This is a genomic window from Bradyrhizobium sp. STM 3843, from assembly GCF_000239815.1.
GTDB lineage: Bacteria > Pseudomonadota > Alphaproteobacteria > Rhizobiales > Xanthobacteraceae > Bradyrhizobium.
This window is the reverse complement of the sequence record NZ_CAFK01000333.1, coordinates 13,436-33,933: the sequence shown is the minus strand read 5'-3', so window position 1 is coordinate 33,933 and position 20,498 is coordinate 13,436. Positions and strand designations below refer to the sequence as shown.

Sequence of the window (20,498 nt, the reverse complement as noted above, 5' to 3'; positions counted from 1 at the left end):
GGTCCACTTCTGATCTGACGGCCTTCGNCCGNCGNAAAGNACAGCTGATCTGACGCGAGAAGGGGCATGCCCATATGCGGGCATGCCCCTTTGCTTTGTTGACTCCCGGGAGACGAGACACGACTTATCTTGCATCGGTCGGTCAGTTCCCCGGCCGCCCAGGAGCAAGATATGAAGGCGCCGCCAGACATCGATCCCGCCACCGCGCAGTCCGCTGACGTCGTGCACTGGCTGACCAACGGCACCCGCGACGAGCGCTTCATCGACAACATCTTCGCCGAGATGTGCGTCCGGCTGCAGCAATCAGGCATTCCGCTCAAACGGGCCACGCTCCATGTCCTGATCCAGCATCCGCAATGGCTCGGTGCGCGTATCCTCTGGAGCGACGGGATGCGCGGAGCCGAGATCGCACGGGTCGACCACGACGTCAGGGAGCGCTCGGAATATATCGGCAGTCCCGGCAACGAGATCCATGATGGCGCCGCGGAGGTGCGTGAGAATCTGGAGCGTGATCCGTCACAGGGTCGCCAGCACGCCGTCTATGACGAGATGCGGGCCCAGGGCCTGACCGACTATGTCGCCTGGCCGATCTATCACACGCTCGGCAAGCGCCACTTCGTGACCTTCGCGACCGATCGTCCCGGCGGCTTCGAGCCTGCTCATCTCGAGGCCCTGCAGCGGTTGCTGCCGGTGCTGGCGCTCGTCAGTGAGATCCGCATCAAGAACCGGCTGGCGCGGACGCTGCTCGAAACCTATGTGGGGTCGCACGCGGGCGAACTGATCCTCGCCGGCGCCACGCGGCGTGGCAGCGGCACCACGGTCCGCGCCGCCATCATGATCTGCGATCTCAGGGACTTCACCAAGATCTCCGACAACTGGCCGCGCGACGACGTGATCGATCTCCTGAACGACTATTTCGACGCGGTGTCGGAGCCGATCGCGCGCCACGGCGGTGAAATCCTGAAATTCATGGGGGATGGCCTGCTCGCGATCTTTCCGCTCAGCCAGCCGCACGCCTGCGCCAATCTGCTGCATGCTGTGACCGAGGCCCGCCAAGCCATGGCTGCGCTGAACGACAGGAACGGCGGCAACGGTCGCGCGCCGCTGAACTATGGCGTCGGCGTTCACGTCGGCGACGTCATGTACGGCAATATCGGCTCGCGCGCGCGGCTCGACTTCACCGTGATCGGTCCGGCCGTCAACATGGCCTCACGGCTGGAAACGCTGACCAAGCAGGTCGGCAAGCCGGTGCTGCTGTCGCGCGACTTCGCCGATCTGATCAAGGACGACTTCGCGCTCGAGCGCCTCGGCGAATATCCGGTGCGCGGCTTTGCCGATCCGATTGAGCTGTTTGCATATCCCGGGTGAGGGCCGATCCCTGGGTTTGGCTGATGCCGAGTGCTGCTGGACGAAAAAGTTGTGGTCTCGGCCACACTCGCCCACGGGCTATACGGGCTATTACGGACTGCAACCCGCAAATCTTGACGGCGGCCCGATTTGTGCCCATATGGCGGCCATCGACACTTGGCCGAACGACCTGGGCCGCTTCGCCTCTCCCCCGACAGGCGCGCACGTTTCAGACCCCCTTCTCCAAAAATCGATCCATCGACAAAGGTCGCCGCCTGCGGCGCCTTGAGTCTTACGTGCACGTTGTCAGTGAAAGGACATCGACAGTGAATACAGGAACTGTGAAGTGGTTTAACAACCAAAAGGGCTTCGGCTTCATTGCGCCCGCCAACGGCGGAAACGACGTGTTCGTTCATATCAGTGCGGTTGAACGCGCCGGCATGAGCACCCTCAGTGAGGGGCAGAACGTCAGCTTCGACATCGTGGCGGACCGCCGAACCGGCAAATCCGCCGCTGAAAACCTGCGGGCCGCCTGAGCGGCCGCGAAGGACCAGATGCTTTGACCACGGATGTACCGGCAGAGCTTGTGGCTTTCAGAGTCCCGCGTCCGATCCGTCGGCACGCGGGATTTTTCTATTTCACCATAATTGCCGCATTGCAGGTGAAGATCACGTTGCACGTCAACAAGCAGATCGCGGCGGCGACGACGACGGAGCGCGCGTCGGCAGGCCTTGGATATTCTCTTGAGCACTGAACATCATTCGGGCGCGTCGAGGCCCGACGCGCGGCGCTGGACGCGCATTCTGGCCAGCTATGGCAGGCCAAATCGCGCGCGAAGCGCTGCCGAATTGGTGATCACCGTCACGCCGCTCGTGACGTTATGGACAGCGGCCTGGTACATGTTCACCCTTGGCCATGCCTGGGCTTCGTTGCTCATCGCTGTTCCGGCGGCCGGCTTTCTCGTGCGCCTATTCATGATTCAGCACGATTGCGGCCATGGCACCTTCTTCGCCGGGCGCCTGGCGAACGACTGGGTCGGCCGCATCATCGGCGTGCTGACGCTGACGCCTTACGACTGGTGGCGCCGCACGCATGCGATCCATCATGCCACCACCGGCAATCTCGACCGGCGCGGCATCGGCGACATCGATACGTTGACGGTGCGCGAATACAGAGCCCGTTCCTGGTGGGGCCGTCTGACATATCGGCTTTACCGCCACCCGCTGGTCATGTTCGGGGTCGGACCGGCCTATCTGTTTCTGCTGCAACACCGGCTTCCGGTCGGCCTCATGCACGACGGGTGGCGGCTTTGGGCCAGCACGATGGCGACCAACCTCGGCATCGCCGCGACTGTTGCCGCACTCACCTGGCTCGTCGGCCTCAATGCATTTCTGCTGGTGCATCTTCCGATCATGCTGCTCGCGGCCACAGCCGGCGTCTGGCTGTTCTACGTGCAGCATCAATTCGAGCAGACCGCGTGGGACCGCGACGAGCGCTGGAACCTGCATGATGCCGCCCTCTATGGCAGTTCACATTACGATCTGCCGCTGGTGCTGCGCTGGTTAACGGCCAACATCGGCATCCATCACGTGCACCACCTCAGCAGTCGGATTCCGTATTACCGCCTCCCGGCGGTGCTGCGTGACCATCCGGAGCTGCGCGAGGCCTGTCGCATCACGCTGCCGCAGAGCTTTCGGTGCGTGAGGCTTGTGCTGTGGGACGAGGCGCAGCGCCGCCTGGTGTCGTTTCGCGACGCCAGGGTGGACGCCGGGGCTCTGGAGCTTCGGACTGCCCCATCGAAGTGGCCGCGCCGTTCGGTTTCGCCGGAGGCTGCCGCTGGGCGGCTAGGATAGGCCCAGCGAAGCGCGCACCATATTTGCGCATGGTGGAAAGGGTAGGCGAAGCGCTTCACGTCTTTACCCACCCTAAGCTGTGCATCTCAATCCTTCACCACGCGCACGGCGCCGCGTGCCGCGCTGGAGGCGAACGCCGCGTAGGCCTTCAGCGCGGTCGAGACCTTGCGCGCGCGCTTGGCCGGCTTCCAGGCCTCAGTGCCCTTGGCCTCCATCGCGGCGCGGCGATGGGCCAGCGTCTCGTCATCGACCGCAAGATGAATACTGCGGTTGGGGATGTCGATCTCGATGCGGTCACCATCCTTGACGAGCCCGATCAGGCCGCCCTCGGCCGCTTCCGGCGAGACGTGGCCGATCGAGAGGCCCGACGAGCCGCCGGAGAAGCGGCCATCGGTGATCAGCGCGCACGCCTTGCCCAGCCCCTTCGACTTCAGATAGCTGGTCGGATACAGCATCTCCTGCATGCCGGGGCCGCCGCGCGGGCCTTCATAGATCACCACGACGATGTCGCCGGGCTTGATCTTGTTGGTCAGGATCGCCTCGACCGCTGCATCCTGGCTCTCCATGACGCGGGCGGGGCCTGCGAATTTCAGGATGCTCTCGTCGACGCCGGCCGTCTTCACGATGCAGCCATCGGCTGCGACATTGCCGTAGAGCACGGCGAGGCCGCCATCCTTGGAATAGGCATGCGCGAGGTCGCGGATGCAGCCCGTCTCGCGATCGAGATCGAGCTCTTCGTAGCGGCGGTCCTGGCTGAACGCTGTCTGCGTCGGCACGCCGCCGGGCGCGGCCATGTAGAAGTTCTTCACGCTCTCGCTTTGGCTGCGTCTGATATCCCAACGCTCCAGCGCAGCCGCGAGCGAGGCCGAATGCACGCTCGGCAACTCCGTGTGCAAGAGACCGGCGCGGGCGAGCTCGCCCAGGATCGCCATCACGCCGCCGGCGCGATGCACGTCCTCCATATGCACGTCGGCCACCGCCGGCGCCACCTTGCACAGCACGGGCACCTTGCGCGAGAGGCGGTCGATGTCCTTCATCGTGAACGGCACCTCGCCTTCGTGGGCGGCAGCCAACAGATGCAGCACCGTGTTGGTCGAGCCGCCCATCGCGATATCCAGGCTCATCGCGTTCTCGAACGCCTTGAAGCTGGCGATCGAACGCGGCAGCACGCTGGAGTCGTCCTGCTCGTAATAGCGGCGGGCGAGGTCGACGACCAGGTGGCCGGCCTCCACGAACAGGCCCTTGCGGTCGGCATGCGTCGCCAGCACCGAGCCGTTGCCGGGCAGCGACAGGCCGAGCGCCTCCGTCAGGCAGTTCATCGAGTTCGCGGTGAACATGCCGGAGCATGAGCCGCAGGTCGGGCAGGCCGAGCGCTCCATCACCTCGACGTCGGCGTCCGAGACCTTGTCGTCGGCAGCCGTCACCATGGCGTCGATCAGGTCGATCTTGCGCAGCTTGCCGGCGAGATTGACCTTGCCCGCTTCCATCGGGCCGCCCGAGACGAACACGGCGGGGATGTTGAGCCGCATCGCCGCCATCAGCATGCCGGGCGTGATCTTGTCGCAGTTGGAGATGCAGACCATGGCGTCGGCGCAATGCGCGTTGACCATGTATTCGACGCTGTCGGCGATCAGCTCGCGCGAGGGCAGGCTGTAGAGCATTCCGTCATGGCCCATGGCGATGCCATCGTCGACCGCGATCGTGTTCATCTCCTTCGCGACGCCGCCGGCCTTCTCGATCTCGCGCGCCACCAGCTGGCCGAGATCCTTCAGATGCACATGGCCGGGCACGAACTGGGTGAAGGAGTTGACGACCGCGATGATCGGCTTGCCGAAATCCTCATTGGTCATCCCGGTGGCGCGCCACAGGCCGCGGGCGCCGGCCATGTTGCGGCCGTGGGTGGAGGTTCGGGAGCGGTAGGCGGGCATGACGGTTTCCTCGGGCGTTCCTTAGGGAGACAGCAATGGTGGTCCGGCGGGAGCAGGGAACAGCCCCAGGGCCGGACGGAGGCAAAGCGATGCGGCGTGGCATACCGCGAATAAGCCGATGATGCGACATGTAATTTTGTGGTTCAGCGATGCCGGGCGCGACGGCGTGCCCGGCGCTCACGTCTGCGCCTGCGGCCGCATGGGGCAGCGCCGGTAGAGCAAATAGGGAAAGCATCCGGCCCCTCGGCGAGCGGCTTGTTTCGGCTGTAACAGGCGCACGCGCAGTGTGTAGTTGTGCTGCCACAGTTCGCAGCGTGTCGTCGCGTGTCACGACTTTGTGCCTACTTGCGGGAGGCGCAGGCATTTAAATACGGTGCAGTTCAATTTCCTCAGATCACGCCGTCGACATCGGCGACGTGGCACATTGCTGTCGAATCTCATGCCTGCTCTTCCAACTCTACCGCGCGTCCTGGCAGTCTCGTTGCTGCTCGCGGCGCCACAGGCCGCTTCGGCCCACGCCATCATCGTCTCCTCGCAGCCCGCATCGGGCGCGACCGTCGACAAGGATGCGGTTGCGATCCGGCTGCGGTTCAACAGCCGCATCGATCATGCGCGCTCGCGATTGAAGCTGCTCGCGCCCGACGGGGCCGAGCAGACGCTGACGCCCACACCCGACACGCCGGCTGACGAGATCAATGCCGAAGCCAAGGCGCTGGCGCCGGGCAGCTGGCGCCTGCGCTGGCAGGTGTTGAGCGTCGACGGGCACATCACGCGCGGCGATATCCCGTTCACGGCGCACTAAGTCCATAAGCCGTGTACCTCTTCCTCGACATATTCGGCTATCTCTCGGTGGTGCTGCGCGGGCTGACGCTGCTGGCGCAGTCGTTCACGCTCGGCGGCATCGCTTTCCAGGTGCTGCTGTTGCGGCCACTGCAGGAGCGACTGTCGGCCGACGCGATCGTGGTCGGCAAGCGATGCCAACGATTCCTGCGTATCAGCGCGCGGGCCTGGTTCCTGGTCACGCTCGCCTCGCTCGCGATCAATCTCGCTGCGCTGACCGGCACACTCGATGTGTCCTGGAGCGAGGCGGCGAGCGCGGATTTCGCGCGCTCCGAGCTTGCGGTGGCGGCTTGCGCGCTCGGCCTTTCGCTGTTGGCGCGGACCGGCACCTGGACCCGTTGGCGGACGGCGGCGCTGGTCGCGGTGGCCGCGCTCGCGCTCGTCCTGCAGCTCAACCTGACCCATGCGGCAAGCCGGCTCGACGTGCGCTGGCCGTTGTTGCTCGCTGATGCTCTGCACATGCTGGGCGCGGGGATCTGGATCGGCGGCCTGCCATACTTCCTGATCGCGCTGAACGGCTGCAAGGCCGAGGCTGACGAGCGCCTGATCGGGCGCCGCTACTCGCTGATGTCGATGGTCTCGGTCGCAGCCATCGTGCTCGGCGGTACGGTGATGGCGGTGGCCTATCTCGGCTCGTTCGAGGCGATCTACGGCACCGCCTATGGGGTGATGACCTCGGCGAAAGTGGCGATGCTGCTGATGCTGCTGGCGCTCGGCGCCGGCAACTATTTTGCCGTCGAGCGGCTGCGACAGAGCGATCCCAAGGCGCCGGTGCTGCGGCTGAAGCGCTTCGTCGAGGTCGAGCTCGGCATCGGGCTCACGGTGCTCCTGACCGCGGGCTCGCTGACCTCGCTGCCGCCGGGCATCGACCTCAGCCAGGACCGGCTGAGCTGGCAGGAGATCGTCGAGCGCGCCACGCCGCAATGGCCGCGCCTGACCAGCCCGGCGGTCGACCAGCTGACCATCTCGCAGCTGCAGGCCAAGATCGACGCCGCCGATGCGCAGCGCGTGACCGCGCCGCCGGCCTATGTGCCCGGCGAAGGCGTGATCCTGCCGCGCAGCGCCGAGGACATCGCCTGGTCGGAATACAACCACCATTGGGCCGGCATCTTCGTGGTGCTGATCGGCCTGTTGGCGATGATCGAGCATGTCCGCTGGGGCCAATGGGCCCGGCACTGGCCGCTGCTGTTCCTGGTGATGGCGGCGTTCCTGTTTGTCCGCGCCGACGAGATGGCCTGGCCGATCGGGCCGATCGGCTTCTTCGCCTCGTTGCGCGATCCGGAAGTCGCGCAGCACCGCATGTTCGTGGTGCTGATCATCCTGTTCGGCCTGTTCGAATGGCGGGTGCGGCTGCGCGGGCAGGACGCCGGGAACGCGGCGCTGGTATTCCCACTGACCGTCGCGGTCGGCGGCGCGCTGCTGATGACGCATTCCCACGCCATCGCCAACATCAAGGATCAGCTGCTGATCGAGATGAGCCACACGCCGCTTGCTCTCTGTGGCATGACGGCGGGCTGGGCGCGCTGGCTCGAGCTGCGGCTGCAGGGGCGGATCAGCCGCGTCGCGGCCTGGGTCTGGCCAATCGCCTTCGTCCTGGTCGGGCTGATCCTCTTGGACTACCGCGAGGCGTGAGCGCTCAGTCCTTGCGCAGGAACACGTAGTCGGCGGCATAGCCGACGCTGCGGAAGGTCCCGGCCGCGTCGCAGGCCCCTTCGAGCGCGCCGCCCTTGGTATTGAGCCGCTGTACGGTGGTGATGTTGGCCAGAATGCCGTTGCCGCGATGGGCGACCGCATTGAGCTTCAGCCAGGCAATGTCGTTCTCGGTCGCGCCGATTGCGGTGCCGACCACGCGCCCGGTGACGGCGCTGCCGTCCTGGTGTTCCCAGTTCGGTCCGGCATAGTGCCGGCCGACGGTCTTGCCATCTTCCATCAGCGTCGCGATCGGCTCGCGGAATGTCCAGGCCAGCTTGCCGTCCTTGTCGGTCTTGCACTCATAAACCTGGGCGCCTTCGGCGTGCAGCGTCAGCACCACCTTCTCGCCCGGCGCGATCAGCGCATCGGGGATCGTGGTCTCGCCGGCGCGGGCGCCGCCGGTCACGGCCAAGACAGCGAGGGCGAGCAGGGCGGTGGTCGCGCGCATCGGAGCAGCCTTCTTCTCTCAAGGAGCAGGGGGCCGCACGGGAAGTGCGGCCCCCTTACTATTCAACGATCGTCAGGCGAAAATGCGGACAGCGTTACGCCGCCATCGCCTTGGTGAGGTTTTCCGCGATCTTGTCGAGGAAGCCGGTGGTCGACAGCCAGCGCTGGTCGGCACCGACCAGGAGCGCGAGGTCCTTGGTCATGTAGCCGGCCTCGACAGTATCGACGCAGACCTTCTCCAGCGTGGAGGCGAACTTGGCCAGCTCGGCATTGTTGTCGAGCTTGGCGCGGTGGGCGAGGCCGCGGGTCCAGGCGAAGATCGAGGCGATCGAGTTGGTCGAGGTCTCCTTGCCCTTCTGGTGCTCGCGGAAGTGGCGGGTCACCGTGCCGTGGGCAGCCTCGGCCTCGACCGTCTTGCCGTCGGGGGTCATCAGCACCGAGGTCATCAGGCCGAGCGAACCGTAGCCCTGCGCCACGGTGTCCGACTGCACGTCGCCGTCGTAGTTCTTACAGGCCCAGACATAGCCGCCCGACCACTTCAGCGCCGCCGCGACCATGTCGTCGATCAGGCGGTGCTCATAGAAGATCTTCTTGGCCTCGAATTGCGTCTTGAACTCGCGGTCGTAGATGTCCTGGAAGATGTCCTTGAAGCGGCCGTCATAGACCTTGAGGATGGTGTTCTTGGTCGAGAGATAGACCGGGTAGCCGCGCTGCAGGCCGTAGTTCAACGAGGCGCGGGCGAAGTCCATGATGGACTCGTCGAGATTGTACATCGACATCGCCACGCCGGCGCCGGGGGCCTTGAAGACCTCCTTCTCGATCACGGTACCGTCCTCGCCGACAAATTTCATCGTCAGCGTGCCCTTGCCGGGGAACTTGATGTCGGTGGCGCGGTACTGGTCGCCATACGCATGGCGGCCGATGATGATCGGCTTGGTCCAGCCGGGGACCAGCCGCGGCACGTTCTTGCAGATGATCGGCTCGCGGAAGATCACGCCGCCCAGGATGTTGCGGATGGTGCCGTTCGGCGACTTCCACATTTCCTTCAGGCCGAACTCCTTCACCCGTGCCTCGTCCGGGGTGATGGTGGCGCATTTCACGCCGACGCCGACCTTCTTGATGGCGTTGGCTGCATCGACGGTGACCTGGTCGTTGGTCGCGTCGCGGTGCTCCATCCCGAGGTCGAAATACATCAGCTCGACGTCAAGGAAGGGGTTGATCAGCTTGTCCTTGATGTACTGCCAGATGATCCGGGTCATCTCGTCGCCGTCGAGCTCGACGACCGGGTTGGACACCTTGATTTTTGCCATGATCGGTTGGGCCTCTTGGGGATAGCTCGCTCGCCTAAAGAGCGGTGGGAAATCGGGGCGTCATAGCACTGCCGCACCGCGGGCGGAAGCGCAGCCGCTATGCACTGATGCGCATTTCAGCAGCCGAGCCCGGCGTTCTCGGGGGATGGGTGACGCTGCGGAGCCGCTGCCGGCCGATTTGCGCTCTCCAGTTTCGGGAAAACGGTAGAATCGGCCAATAACCTCATTATTTTGCTTGAGAAATCGGCCAATTCGCGCCAAGCGGGGCGATAAATCTGGGCTCAAACGGGCGGTACGCTCCCTTTCCCCGCAAGCGGGGCGAGGTAGAGCGAGCGGCGCCACCGATCTCACGAACCAATCGACATAAGGACTGCACGTGTCGGGGACCGACAAGACCAAGGCTGGACTGGAGATACAGGGGCCGGTTGTCATCCTGGTCGAGCCGCAGCTCGGCGAGAACATTGGCATGACGGCCCGCGCCATGGGCAATTTCGCGCTGACGGAGCTTCGGCTGGTCAATCCGCGCGACGGCTGGCCGAACATCGCCGCCCAGCGTGCCGCGGCCGGGGCTGACCACATCATCGAGAATGTTCAGCTGTTCGAAACCCTCGATGCGGCGGTCGCCGATCTCGACCTCGTGTTCGCCACCACCGCGCGCAGCCACGACCAGGCCAAGCCGGTGGTAGGGCCGGAGGCCGCCGCCCGCGAAATCCAGGGCCACGCGGCCAATGGTGGCAGGGCCGGCATCCTGTTCGGCCGCGAGCGCGCCGGCCTGACCAACGAGGAGGTGGCGCGCGCCAACCGCATCATCACCTATCCGGTCAATCCCGGTTTCGCGTCGCTGAACCTCGCCCAGGCTGTGCTCCTGATGGGTTACGAATGGTTCAAGCTGGTGACCTCCGGCGCCTTGCCCTTCGCCATGCCGGAGCGCTCCGAGCGCGCCTCGCAGGAGCAGATGGAGGCCTTCTTCGAGAATCTGGTGCGCGAGCTCGACCGGGTCGAATTCCTGCGGCCCGCAGAGAAGCGCGAGACCATGCTGGTGAACTTGCGCAACATCTTCTTCCGGATGGAGCCGACCAGGCAGGACATGCATACGCTGCACGGCGTGATCATGGCGATCGCCGAGGGGCGCAAGGGCCCAGCGAAGGGTGGCGTGCTCGATAGCGAGCAGGCCACGCGGTTGCGTGCGCTGATTGCCGAGCAGGGCGCTGCGGCGAGCCTGCCGGATTCGCGCGGCTCGCTGCGCGGCCTGGCCCGGCTGCTCCGCCGCAATCCGACCGATGCCGAGCGCATGCTGTGGCACGCGCTGAGCCGCGACCGCCGCTTCGCCGGCCAGTTCAAGCGGCAGACTCCGGTGGGCCGGCAGATCCCGGATTTCGTCTCCTTCGTCCATCGCCTCGCGATCGAGCTGGTGAACTCTGACGAGAGCGAAGCGATCGCAGCCGACCGCGCCGCGCGCCGCGCCTGGCTCGAGAGCCGCAACTACCGCGTGGTCGACATCAACGTCGCCGACATCGAGACCGATTTGGAGCGCGAGCTTGTGCGGCTGGCGGGGATCGTGGCGGAAGCGCGGTAGCTGATCGGCGATCTTTTCGCTGTAGCGAAGGATTGTCGCCATCTGCGGGCCCGGTAATATGATCTGGCTGCAGGTTGGGGGCTGGAATGAAAATGGGATCGTGCGCGTCCGTCGCGGCGGTGGTGCTGACGCTGGTGGGTTTATTGGTGCCGATCCCAGGTGCCCTTTCGCAATCGTCTCCGGGGATCAAGTGCCACGGGACCGGGAATATCACACTGGACGATCGCATCGCCGGCTGCACCGCCTTGATCGAGAGTTCCGCGGCCACCTTGAAAAGCCTGAATATGGCCCGCCTTCGTCGGGCGATGTTCCAGATCCAGAAAGGCGAGATAGAGCTCGCGATCGCGGACTACGACGAAATCCTTACCCGCGATCCGGACAACGTCCCGGCGCGACTTGCACGTGCCTCCGCATATTTGCGGAAGCATGACAATGATGCAGCCATTGCCGACTACAACCGAGTGATCGAAGCTGACCATAAGAACATTTATGCTCTCAACGGACGAGCGCTGGTCTATTTGGCAAAAGAGAACCCAGACGGCGCGATCGCCGACTACGGACAGATTCTTCTGATTCATCCCGAGAATGTCGGCGCCTATGTCGGCCGCAGCGGCGCCTACAGGGCCAAGCATGATTGGGAGCGGGCGCTGGCTGATTGCGGCAGAGCAATCGAGATCAGTCCGGAGCGTGAGTACGGCTATCTCTGTCGCGGCGCAGTCTATCTGGACCAGGATCAGATTGATCATGCGGTGGCGGATTTCGAGCGGGCGACCGAGCTCAATCCCAAAAATCTGCAGGGCGACCTCGATCTAGCCAGCGCGCATGAGCGGCGCGGCGACATGGAGGCTGCGTTGGCCCGGCTCGACCAGGCTTTCAAGATCGACGCCGACAATGCCGTCCTCTGTCGGGCGCGGGGAGTCGCTCGGCTGGAAAGCGGCAGATCGCGTGAGGCGTTCGAGGATTTCAGCCGAGCCGCCGAACTCCGGCCCAAGGATTCCTATGCGCAGCTCTGGCTCGATCTTGCGCGTCGGCGTAGCGGCGACCCCAGCGAACTGGCTGAAAGCGCCAAGCAGCTCGACATGTCGAAATGGCCTGCCCCCGTCATTCGCTACTATCTCGGTGGTCTGACGTTCGAGGCTTTGCTTGTTGCTGCCGACGATTCCGATCCAAACAAGCGCAAGGGCCAAGTCTGCGAAGCGAATTTCTATGCGGGAGAGCTGACGCTTGCCAACGGCGCGCGGGACGAAGCTATCAGGCTGCTGCGCGTTGCCACCGAAATCTGCCCAAGGCAGTTCGTCGAATGGCCGGCCGCCCATGCGGAGCTTCGCAGGCTTGGCGCGGGCGGACAGGAACCATGACGGATGCGCTGGCACACTTCCGCGCCATGGCGAGCTCAAGCTGACGGATGGCGCGAGGGGGCAAGCAACCGGCGATGATCTCGCGAGAGCCTAGCTGAGTCTGCGATTCCATTTACATCGCCTGAACGATGATTTGCGAATGCAGCTGCAGATTGTGGTGACCTCGACGTGTGTTGATACCATCAATCAGCACACAGGGAGGCAATGCAATTATGACTAGGCACCGATGGTACTCGCTCCGCGGTTGCGCGCTGATTTTGGCTTCAATCTCCGCCATCTCGGCGAGCGCTCAACCATCAGCGGCAAAGCGGTGCATGACCGCAGTGGACGCCGGTCTCGACGAGCGGATTGCCGACTGCACCGCCGTGATCGAGCACGGCGGGCCGACGGCGCCGCAGGTGGTCACGGCACGATTCAGGCGCGCCGCAGCCTATTTCCGCAAGGGAGATATCGACCACGCGATTGCCGACTACGACAATGTCATTCGGCAGTCTTCGGCTGATCTTCGTGCCGCCTATGATTACGCCGACCCTGATCTGCCCCAGGGTAAGGCGACGCCGACGACGTCCGGCTCCGAGCAGACTTCCGGGCGCGATCGGTACCGTGCGCAGGCGTATCGCGGACGGGGGATTGCAAGCTTCCAGGCGGGACTGCTGGAGCAGTCGCAGGACGATTTCAGACATCTCAGCGCGATGGATCAGAAGGATGCCCGGGCGGCTTTGTGGCTCGACCTGGCGCGCCGCCGCGCCGGTCTGGCGAGCGTGCTGGCAGATCAGGCAAAGCTGCTCGACATGAGCAAATGGCCGGCGCCGATCGTTCGCGTCTTCCTCGGCCAGGGGACAGCAGAGGCGGCGCTTGCCGCCGCCGAGCAGGGCGATCCTGTCACGCGGAAGGCGCGGCGCTGCGAGGCGAGTTTCTTTGCCGGCGAACTGATGCTGCAACAAGGCCAGGATGCCGGCGCCATGCGGCTGATCGATCGCGCCCTGGCTGAATGCTCGCCGGCATCAGGCGTGCGATCGGTCGCCGATGCAGAGGCGCGCATCCTCAGGGTCATGCCATGATCGTCCTCTGACGCTCGCATCTGCGTTCGTGTGATCCCCTGCGGAGCGTCAGGCGGTCGCATATAAGAAAGAACTCGGCCGGCGATCGCTCCAGCGGCCGCCCTTCGAGACGCTCGCCTTCGGCGAGCTCCTCGGGACGAGGGCCTATTCGCGGCGAAATAGCCGACCCTCATGGTGAGGAGGCGCGAAGCGCCGTCTCGAACCATGAGGCCCCGGTCTTGTTGGGCCATATGCGATCGCGCCCTGCGGATTGGTGGCGGGGTACTTCTGAATCTTAAGAGGCTCCTAACAGACTGCCCGACATTTAAGGGACAACTCACGCCAAAATATCCGCGCGCAAGTTTACGGAACACTCGCGTTCGGATGCTATCGTTTGCATCGGGTTTTCTCTGTTTGCGGGCGACGGCATTTCCATGATGAGCGAGACGAAATCGGTGCTGCAGGATCTGGACGAGGCGATTGCGCGCGGCACCGCCGAAAGCCGGGCCCGCGCGCTTTGGCACGCCACCGATCTTTTGATTGCCGGACGCTATTGCGAGGAGGAGATCGCGACGTTCGGCGAGGTCATCGGCCGATTGGCGGATGAGATCGAAACGGCCGCGCGCGCCAAGCTGGCCGAGCGGCTGGCGCGTATCGAATATTCGCCGGCCAGCGTCATCCGCAAGCTGGCGTTCGATGATGCGATCGAGGTCGCCGGCCCCGTGCTGCGCCACTCCGAGCGGCTCGACGATGCGGCGCTGGTCGAGAATGCCGAGACCAAGAGCCAGGACCATCTGCTTGCGATCGCGCAGCGCAAGAGCTTGAGCGAGGCGGTGACAGACGTGCTGGCCTCGCGCGGCAACAGCGACGTGGCCAATGCGGTTGCCAGCAACGAGGGGGCACGCTTCTCCGGCGCGGGCTTCCTGCATATGGTGAAGCGCGCCGAGAACGATTCAATCCTTGCGGAGAATCTCGGGTCGCGCGGCGATATTCCGCGCCATCTGTTCCAGCAACTGATCGCCAAGGCTTCCGACGACGTCAAGAACCGGCTGGCCGGCGAACGCCCGGAGATGCACGACGAGATCCAGAGCTCGGTCGCCAATCTCGCAGGCGAGCTGCAATCCAAATTCGGCCCCGGCTCGCGCAACTATTTTGTCGCCAAGCGGGTGGTGTCGATCCAGCACCGGCAGGGCAACCTGGATGAGCGCAGCATCGCGGGCTACGCGATGGCGCATAAGGTCGACGAGGTGACGATCGGCATGTCGCTGTTGTCAGGGCTGCCGGTCGATGCGATCGAGCGCGCTCTGTTCGACCGCAATCGCGAATTGCTGCTGATGCTCGCCAAGGCGCTGTTGTTTTCCTGGGATACGACCATGGCCCTGTTGTTCCTGGGCGCCCGCGACCACCGCATCAGCGCCGGCGAACTGCAGGATCTGGAGCGGGACTACGGCCGCCTCAAGGTGCAGACCTCGCGCAGCGTCCTGGAGTTCTATCAGTCGCGCAAGAATCCGGCTCCCAAGGGCGCGCAGCGCGCGCCGAACCTGTTGGCGCATTGAGGTGATGTCATGCGAGGTGGTCGAGGATGAACGAGATGAGCTTCCACTTCGCCGCGCGTGAGCGCATCACGCCGGCTTCCGACGACCGCTCTGCAACCGAGGCGGCCTGGCTGGTGCTCGAGGCCGCCAACGACCTCGGCGACCAGGCGACTGTCGCAGCCTGCCGCCGCGTCATCGATGCCAGCCTGAGCGGCACGGCGCCGGCACCGGCCGACGTCCATCTGGTGCTTGATTATTTCCGGTAGGCGGTAAGGTCCGGGCGGACGATCAACGTGTGAGCCGTGCTTGCGCCACGCGCCGAAGCAATCCAGCGCAGCCGTAGCTACCAAAACCGCGTCATGCCCGCGAAGGCGGGCATCCAGTACGCCGCGGCCTCTCGGTCATTCACGAATGTCTCGGAATACTGAATCGCCCGGCCGAGCTGGGCGATGACGCAGAGCTTGCCGCACCAGCAAGCCAGCTCACACCGCGGCCAGCTGACTGTCCGCCTTGTTCACCCGCTTCGGCTGCTTCTGCTTGGCCGGCCCGAACAGCGAGCTCGCTGCCAACCCTGCGGTGTCGGCAACGTCGGGGTTGCACGAGACCATGGCGGCGACGATCGCGCCGTCGATCAGAAGTGCGAGCTGATGAGCAAAGCTCTCGGGATCGATCGCGCCCATCTCGCGCGCGAGCTTCTCGATATGCGCCAGCACCACCTTCTTATGGCGCATCGCGATGTTGCGGAACTGCTTCTGGTCTTTGTCGTGCTCGGCCACCGCGTTGATGAACGGGCAGCCATAGAAGCGCTCCTCGCCGAACCAGCTCTTCAGCGCCGGAAAGATCCGCGACAGCTTGGTCTCGGCATCGCCACCGCCGCGTTCGATCTCGCCGATGAACCAGTCGCGCCACTGCCGGCCCTCGCTTTCGAGCACGGCATGGACGAGGGCGGTCTTGGAGCCGAATAATTTGTAGAGCGTGGTCTTCGCGGTGCCGGCCTCATTGATGATGGCGTCGATGCCGGTGGCGTTGATGCCGTCCTTGCAGAACAGCCGCGTCGCCGCACCCAGCAGGCGACCATGCGCCGATTCATCGTCGGCGACCGCGCTCGCCTTCGCAGCGACGCGCTTTCTTGATGTCTGTTTGCCCACAACCGATCTGCCCATGCGCGCAAGCTTAAACGGAGCGTGCACGTCTCAGCAAGCTGCATCTTCGATGATCACGCGAGATGCGCTCAATTTGATCGCGCCGGGCAGCAGATTGCACCGGCATTGAGCAGACGGCGCCTGACCGGTTTTGCGGCATCTTCCCTAAGCGACGAAAACTGCTTCGGCTTTTGTTTTTTGCGCACGCTGGCACGCTTCGTGCAGGAAACAGACCGTTCGGTATCCTCGATCCCAGGGAGAAAAGACGAGATGACCGCAGTGGTTCAGAAGACGGCACTCACGGGCTGCCTCGCGCCCATCGACAGAGGCGGGCTGGAGCAGCTCATCGCCAATGGCAAGGCCAACCCCAAGGTCATCAAGACCCTGAAGTGCAAGACGGTGGCCGAAGGCAAGTTCCGCCACGCCAACTACATCCGCAACCTGCCGCCCTATATCGTCGACGAGCCGCCGGGGCTGCTCGGCGACGACACCGCTCCTAATCCGTCCGAGGCCTCGCTCGCCGCGCTCGGCTCCTGCCTTGCGGTCGGGCTGCACGCCAATGCCGTGCATCGCGGCTGGACCGTCAACAAGCTCGAGCTGGAGCTCGAGGGTGATCTCAACATCACCGCGGTCTGGGGCACCGGCGACATCAGCGACAAGCCGGTCGGCTTCACCGATGTGCGCGTCAAGGTCGAGATGGAATGCGAGGGCATCTCGCAGGAAGAGATCCAGGCGCTGGTCACGCATGTGAAGAAGTGGTCGCCGGTGGCCAACACCTTCACCCGCCCGGTCAATCTCGAAGTCGGCATCTGAGCCGGCCGCGGCCATCAGCAGCGGAGGGCGTCATGGGTTCACTCGCATCGAATCTCGCGGTCGATGGTGCAGGCGCTGTGCCTGTGCCCTCGATCGTCGAGCAGGTCGCCGCGATCGCACGTAACGAGTTGGCGCCGATCGCATCCGCGATCGACGCCGGCACGGTCTATCCGGCGCAGTTGCTCCGGCGTCTTGGCGACGTCGGGGCGTGGGGCAGTCATGTCCCCGACAACAATGCGGCGGATCTCAACTGTGCCATCGAGTCGATCGCGGCGATGGGCGAGGTCTGTGGCGCCACCGCTTTCATGGCGTGGTGCCAGAACACGCTGGTCTGGTACATCGCCAATTCGCCCAACAAGGCGCTGGTCGATCGTCTGCTCGACGATGCCGCGAGCGGCAGGCTGCTCGGCGGCACCGGCCTCTCCAACCCGATGAAGAGCTTCTTCGGCATCGAGAAGCTCAAGTTGAAGGGACGGAAGGTCGAGGGCGGCTATGTCGTGCGCGGCGCGCTGCCCTGGGTCTCGAATCTCGGGCCGGATCACATGTTCGGCACGATCTTCGAGCGCGAGGATGCGCCCGGCGAGATCGTGATGTTCATCGCCGATTGCGCAGATCCGGCGGTGACCTTGCAGCCGTGCCAGCCGTTTCTCGCCATGGACGGCACCGGCACCTACGGCGTGCAGTTTCGCGATCTGTTCGTGCCGGACGAGCTGATCCTCGCTGATCCCGCGGGGCCGTTCGTCAAGACGATCCGCGCCGGCTTCATCCTGCTGCAGGCCGGCATGGCGCTCGGCCTGATCAAGGACTGCATCAAGGTGATGCGGGAGGTCGAGACGCCGCTCGGCCACGTCAACCGCTATCTGCCGCAACAGCCGGTGGACTTCTCCGAGCTTGCCGCCGAGCTCGCACAGGAGACGGCGCTGCTCGCCCGCGATCCCTTCAATCCGGACGAGACCTATTGGCGCAAGGTCGTCGCGCTGCGCCTGCGGGCCGGCGAGGCCAGCGTGGCGGCCGCACATGCCGCGATGCTCCACTGCGGAGCGCGCGGCTACATCAAGGGCAATCGCGCCGAGCGGCGGCTGCGCGAGGCCTATTTCGTCGCGATCGTGACCCCCGCGACCAAGCAGCTCCGCAAGATGCTCGCCGACGGCTGACGCCGGCGAGAACAGGGACCATCGAACTCACAACAGGAGAGGCCTGCCATGACGGATGTTCTGATTTCTGCCGGCGAACTCGCTGATTTCATCAACAAAGAACCGTGTGTCCTGATCGACACCCGCAATCCCGACGCTTACGGCGCAGGGCATATCCCGAACGCGGTGAATGTGCACGAGATCTTCACCTATCTCGCGACATCGACGCCTGAAGGCATGGAAGAGCTGAAGACGAAATTCGCCGATGCCTTCGGCGCCGCCGGCCTGTCGGGCAAGGAGACGGCGGTGGTCTACGAGCAGTCGATGAACTCCGGCTTCGGCCAGTCCTGCCGCGGCTATTTCCTGCTCACGATGCTGGGCTATCCGAAGGTGAAGGTGCTGCATGGCGGCTACGACGCATGGGCCGCGGCGGGCGGGCCTGTGACGACCGATGTGCCGGCGCCGGCGAAAGCGTCGTTCTCGATCGTGCCGGAGGCAGGCAGCATCCTGATCGACGCCAAGGCGATGCTGGCGGCGGTGGGCAATCCTGCGATTGCCATTCTCGACGTGCGCGACGTCGATGAGTGGATCGGCGATTCGTCCTCGCCCTACGGCAAGGATTTCTGCCCGCGCAAGGGCCGCATTCCCGGTGCCGTCTGGCTGGAATGGTACCGCATGATGAAGCCGACCGCCGAGGGCCCGCGCTTCAAGTCGAAGGATGAGATCCTCGCCGAATGCGCCACCGTCGGCATCACCACCGAGACGCCGGTCTATCTGTACTGCTTCAAGGGGGCGCGCGCGTCGAACACCTTCCTGGCGCTGAAGAATGCGGGCGTGAAGGACGTGCGGATGTATTTCGGCTCCTGGAATGAATGGTCGCGCGATCCGTCATTGCCGATCGAAGAAGGCCTGCCCATCCCGGCGGCAATTACCAGCAAGGCGGCATAAAAGCTGCATGTTCTGCATCATTCGGCCGCAGAAAATGCGGCCGGATGATCAGTTTGATGGCGCGCGGCACGCATCCGCGCAGGCCAGTGCGACAAAGGGGCGCAGCACATGTCGATTTTCGATGATCCGTTCGATGCCGAGAGCAGCGTGAACGCAGGCTGCATCTGTGGCCAGCATCGCAGCTCGGCCGAACATGATCAGGCCAGGCTGGCATTGCGTTGCGAACCGGTCGCGGAGAGCCGCGACAAGCGCTATGAGAACGTGGTCGCGTCCGCCGTGCTGCGCGCGGTGTTTCCGCAAACAGCGACGCGCCGCGCTTTCCTGAAATCGGTTGGGGCTGCGACAGCGCTTGCCGCGCTGTCGCAATTCCTCCCGCTGAAGCTTGCGACTGAAGCCTTCGCTGAAGCTGGAACGCCGGAGAAGAAGGATCTCAAGGTCGGCTTCATCCCGATCACCTGCGCCACGCCGATCATCATGGCCGCGCCGCTTGGCTTCTATGCCAAGGCCGGTCTCAATGTGGAGGTGGTGAAGACCGCCGGCTGGGCTGTCATTCGCGACAAGACCATCAACAAGGAATATGACGCGTCCCACATGCTGGCGCCGATGCCGATCGCGATCTCGCTCGGCCTGGGCGCACAGCCGATCCCGTTTGCCGTGCCAGCGATCGAGAACATCAACGGGCAGGGCATCGTGCTTTCGATGAAGCACAAGGACAGGCGCGATCCGAAGGACTGGAAGGGCATGAAGTTCGCCATTCCGTTCGACTATTCGATGCACAACTACCTGTTGCGCTATTATCTCGCCGAGCACGGCATCGATCCCGATACCGACGTGCAGCTGCGCTCGGTGCCGCCGCCGGAGATGGTGGCCAACCTGCGCGCCGACAACATCGACGGCTTCCTGGCGCCCGACAACATCTGCCAGCGCGCGATCTATGACGGCGTCGGCTATCTCCACATCCTGTCCAAGGAGATCTGGGACGGCCATCCCTGCTGCAGCTTCGCCGCCAGCCGCGAGTTCATCGCGACAGCGCCGAACAGTTTTGCGGCGCTGACCCGGGCGATCGTCGATGCCACTGCCTATGCCTCCAAGGCCGACAATCGCAAGCAGATCGCGGAAGCCATTGCGCCCGCCAACTACATCAACGCGCCGGTCACGGTGCTGGAGCAGGTTCTGACCGGCACCTATGCCGACGGGCTCGGCGGCGTGAAGACCGATCCGAAACGGGTCGATTTCGATCCCTTCCCCTGGCAATCGTTCGCGGTGTGGATGCTGACCCAGATGAAGCGCTGGGGCCAGATCAAGGGCGAGGTCGACTACAAGGCCGTCGCCGAGCAGATCTATCTCGCCACCGACACCCGCAAAGTAATGGCCGAGATGGGGCTCACGCCGCCCAAGGAGTCCTACAAGTCGTTTGCAGTGATGGGGAAGACCTTCGATCCGGACAAGCCCGACGACTATGTCGCGAGCTTCAAGATCAAGAAGGCGTCGTGATGGAGAGGATAAGCGCGGCGCTGCCGACCAAGCCGTTGCTGT

At 64.4% G+C, this 20,498-nt stretch carries 19 protein-coding genes; 15 read left to right on the top strand and 4 right to left on the bottom strand.

Annotated features, from left to right (window positions below; all coding sequences use genetic code 11):
- Window positions 1–171: 171 nt before the first annotated feature.
- The 4 genes from BRAS3843_RS36585 (at window position 172) to BRAS3843_RS36575 (ending at window position 3,200) form a co-directional block, all read left to right on the top strand.
- Complete coding sequence (locus tag BRAS3843_RS36585; protein ID WP_008974326.1) at window positions 172–1,368, top strand: adenylate/guanylate cyclase domain-containing protein; 1,197 nt, start codon at window positions 172–174, stop codon at window positions 1,366–1,368.
- Window positions 1,369–1,673: 305 nt separating this feature from the next.
- Window positions 1,674–1,883, top strand: a complete 210-nt coding sequence (locus BRAS3843_RS36580) for a cold-shock protein (protein WP_008974324.1) — start codon at window positions 1,674–1,676, stop codon at window positions 1,881–1,883.
- Window positions 1,884–1,906: 23 nt separating this feature from the next.
- Complete coding sequence (locus BRAS3843_RS41145; protein ID WP_008974323.1) at window positions 1,907–2,101, top strand: hypothetical protein; 195 nt, start codon at window positions 1,907–1,909, stop codon at window positions 2,099–2,101.
- Complete coding sequence (locus tag BRAS3843_RS36575) at window positions 2,091–3,200, top strand: fatty acid desaturase (protein WP_008974322.1); 1,110 nt, start codon at window positions 2,091–2,093, stop codon at window positions 3,198–3,200. Before BRAS3843_RS41145 ends, BRAS3843_RS36575 begins: the two co-directional genes overlap by 11 nt.
- 86 nt (window positions 3,201–3,286) lie before the next feature.
- Here BRAS3843_RS36575 and ilvD read toward each other — a convergent pair whose 3' ends face one another.
- Window positions 3,287–5,128, bottom strand: coding sequence for a dihydroxy-acid dehydratase (ilvD, locus tag BRAS3843_RS36570; RefSeq protein WP_008974321.1), 1,842 nt, complete (start codon window positions 5,126–5,128; stop codon window positions 3,287–3,289).
- Between the two features lie 439 nt (window positions 5,129–5,567).
- On the opposite strand from ilvD, the gene BRAS3843_RS36565 reads away from it, so the two are divergent.
- Window positions 5,568–5,930 (top strand): copper resistance CopC family protein, encoded by a 363-nt coding sequence (locus BRAS3843_RS36565; protein WP_008974320.1) that lies wholly within the window; start codon window positions 5,568–5,570, stop codon window positions 5,928–5,930.
- Between the two features lie 11 nt (window positions 5,931–5,941).
- Window positions 5,942–7,600, top strand: coding sequence for a CopD family protein (locus BRAS3843_RS36560; RefSeq protein WP_008974319.1), 1,659 nt, complete (start codon window positions 5,942–5,944; stop codon window positions 7,598–7,600).
- Window positions 7,601–7,604: 4 nt separating this feature from the next.
- On the opposite strand, the gene BRAS3843_RS36555 is transcribed toward BRAS3843_RS36560, so the two are convergent.
- Window positions 7,605–8,108, bottom strand: coding sequence for a DUF3455 domain-containing protein (locus BRAS3843_RS36555; RefSeq protein WP_008974318.1), 504 nt, complete (start codon window positions 8,106–8,108; stop codon window positions 7,605–7,607).
- 94 nt (window positions 8,109–8,202) lie between these two features.
- Window positions 8,203–9,417 carry an NADP-dependent isocitrate dehydrogenase gene (locus tag BRAS3843_RS36550; protein WP_008974317.1) on the bottom strand — a complete coding sequence of 405 codons (1,215 nt, stop codon included), beginning with the start codon at window positions 9,415–9,417 and terminating at the stop codon, window positions 8,203–8,205.
- Window positions 9,418–9,793: 376 nt separating this feature from the next.
- On the opposite strand from BRAS3843_RS36550, the gene BRAS3843_RS36545 reads away from it, so the two are divergent.
- The 5 genes from BRAS3843_RS36545 (at window position 9,794) to BRAS3843_RS36525 (ending at window position 15,192) form a co-directional block, all read left to right on the top strand.
- The gene (locus BRAS3843_RS36545; protein WP_008974316.1) at window positions 9,794–10,993 is read left to right on the top strand and encodes a TrmJ/YjtD family RNA methyltransferase; all 1,200 of its coding nucleotides are present in this window, start codon (window positions 9,794–9,796) and stop codon (window positions 10,991–10,993) included.
- 122 nt (window positions 10,994–11,115) lie between these two features.
- Window positions 11,116–12,351: a tetratricopeptide repeat protein gene (locus tag BRAS3843_RS39135; RefSeq protein ID WP_175361186.1), complete on the top strand. Its 1,236-nt coding sequence runs from the start codon at window positions 11,116–11,118 to the stop codon at window positions 12,349–12,351.
- A 314-nt stretch (window positions 12,352–12,665) separates the two neighbouring features.
- Window positions 12,666–13,412 carry a hypothetical protein gene (locus BRAS3843_RS36535; RefSeq protein WP_008974314.1) on the top strand — a complete coding sequence of 249 codons (747 nt, stop codon included), beginning with the start codon at window positions 12,666–12,668 and terminating at the stop codon, window positions 13,410–13,412.
- Between the two features lie 416 nt (window positions 13,413–13,828).
- A complete protein-coding gene (locus BRAS3843_RS36530) occupies window positions 13,829–14,947 on the top strand; it encodes a DUF2336 domain-containing protein (protein ID WP_008974313.1) in 1,119 nt (372 codons plus the stop codon).
- Window positions 14,948–14,973: 26 nt separating this feature from the next.
- Window positions 14,974–15,192 carry a hypothetical protein gene (locus tag BRAS3843_RS36525; RefSeq protein WP_008974312.1) on the top strand — a complete coding sequence of 73 codons (219 nt, stop codon included), beginning with the start codon at window positions 14,974–14,976 and terminating at the stop codon, window positions 15,190–15,192.
- Between the two features lie 216 nt (window positions 15,193–15,408).
- Here the strand turns inward: BRAS3843_RS36525 and BRAS3843_RS36520 are convergent, their stop codons facing one another.
- Entirely contained in the window at window positions 15,409–16,089 is a 681-nt protein-coding gene (locus tag BRAS3843_RS36520) for a TetR/AcrR family transcriptional regulator (RefSeq protein WP_008974311.1), read from the bottom strand.
- A 249-nt stretch (window positions 16,090–16,338) separates the two neighbouring features.
- On the opposite strand from BRAS3843_RS36520, the gene BRAS3843_RS36515 reads away from it, so the two are divergent.
- The 4 genes from BRAS3843_RS36515 to BRAS3843_RS36500 all read left to right on the top strand — a co-directional run bounded on the left by BRAS3843_RS36515 (window position 16,339) and on the right by BRAS3843_RS36500 (window position 20,456).
- Window positions 16,339–16,881 carry an OsmC family protein gene (locus BRAS3843_RS36515; protein WP_008974310.1) on the top strand — a complete coding sequence of 181 codons (543 nt, stop codon included), beginning with the start codon at window positions 16,339–16,341 and terminating at the stop codon, window positions 16,879–16,881.
- 32 nt (window positions 16,882–16,913) lie between these two features.
- Complete coding sequence (locus BRAS3843_RS36510; RefSeq protein WP_008974309.1) at window positions 16,914–18,035, top strand: acyl-CoA dehydrogenase family protein; 1,122 nt, start codon at window positions 16,914–16,916, stop codon at window positions 18,033–18,035.
- 48 nt (window positions 18,036–18,083) lie between these two features.
- Complete coding sequence (locus BRAS3843_RS36505) at window positions 18,084–18,962, top strand: sulfurtransferase (RefSeq protein ID WP_008974308.1); 879 nt, start codon at window positions 18,084–18,086, stop codon at window positions 18,960–18,962.
- Window positions 18,963–19,070: 108 nt separating this feature from the next.
- Window positions 19,071–20,456 (top strand): CmpA/NrtA family ABC transporter substrate-binding protein, encoded by a 1,386-nt coding sequence (locus BRAS3843_RS36500; protein WP_008974307.1) that lies wholly within the window; start codon window positions 19,071–19,073, stop codon window positions 20,454–20,456.
- The last annotated feature ends 42 nt before the right edge of the window (window positions 20,457–20,498 follow it).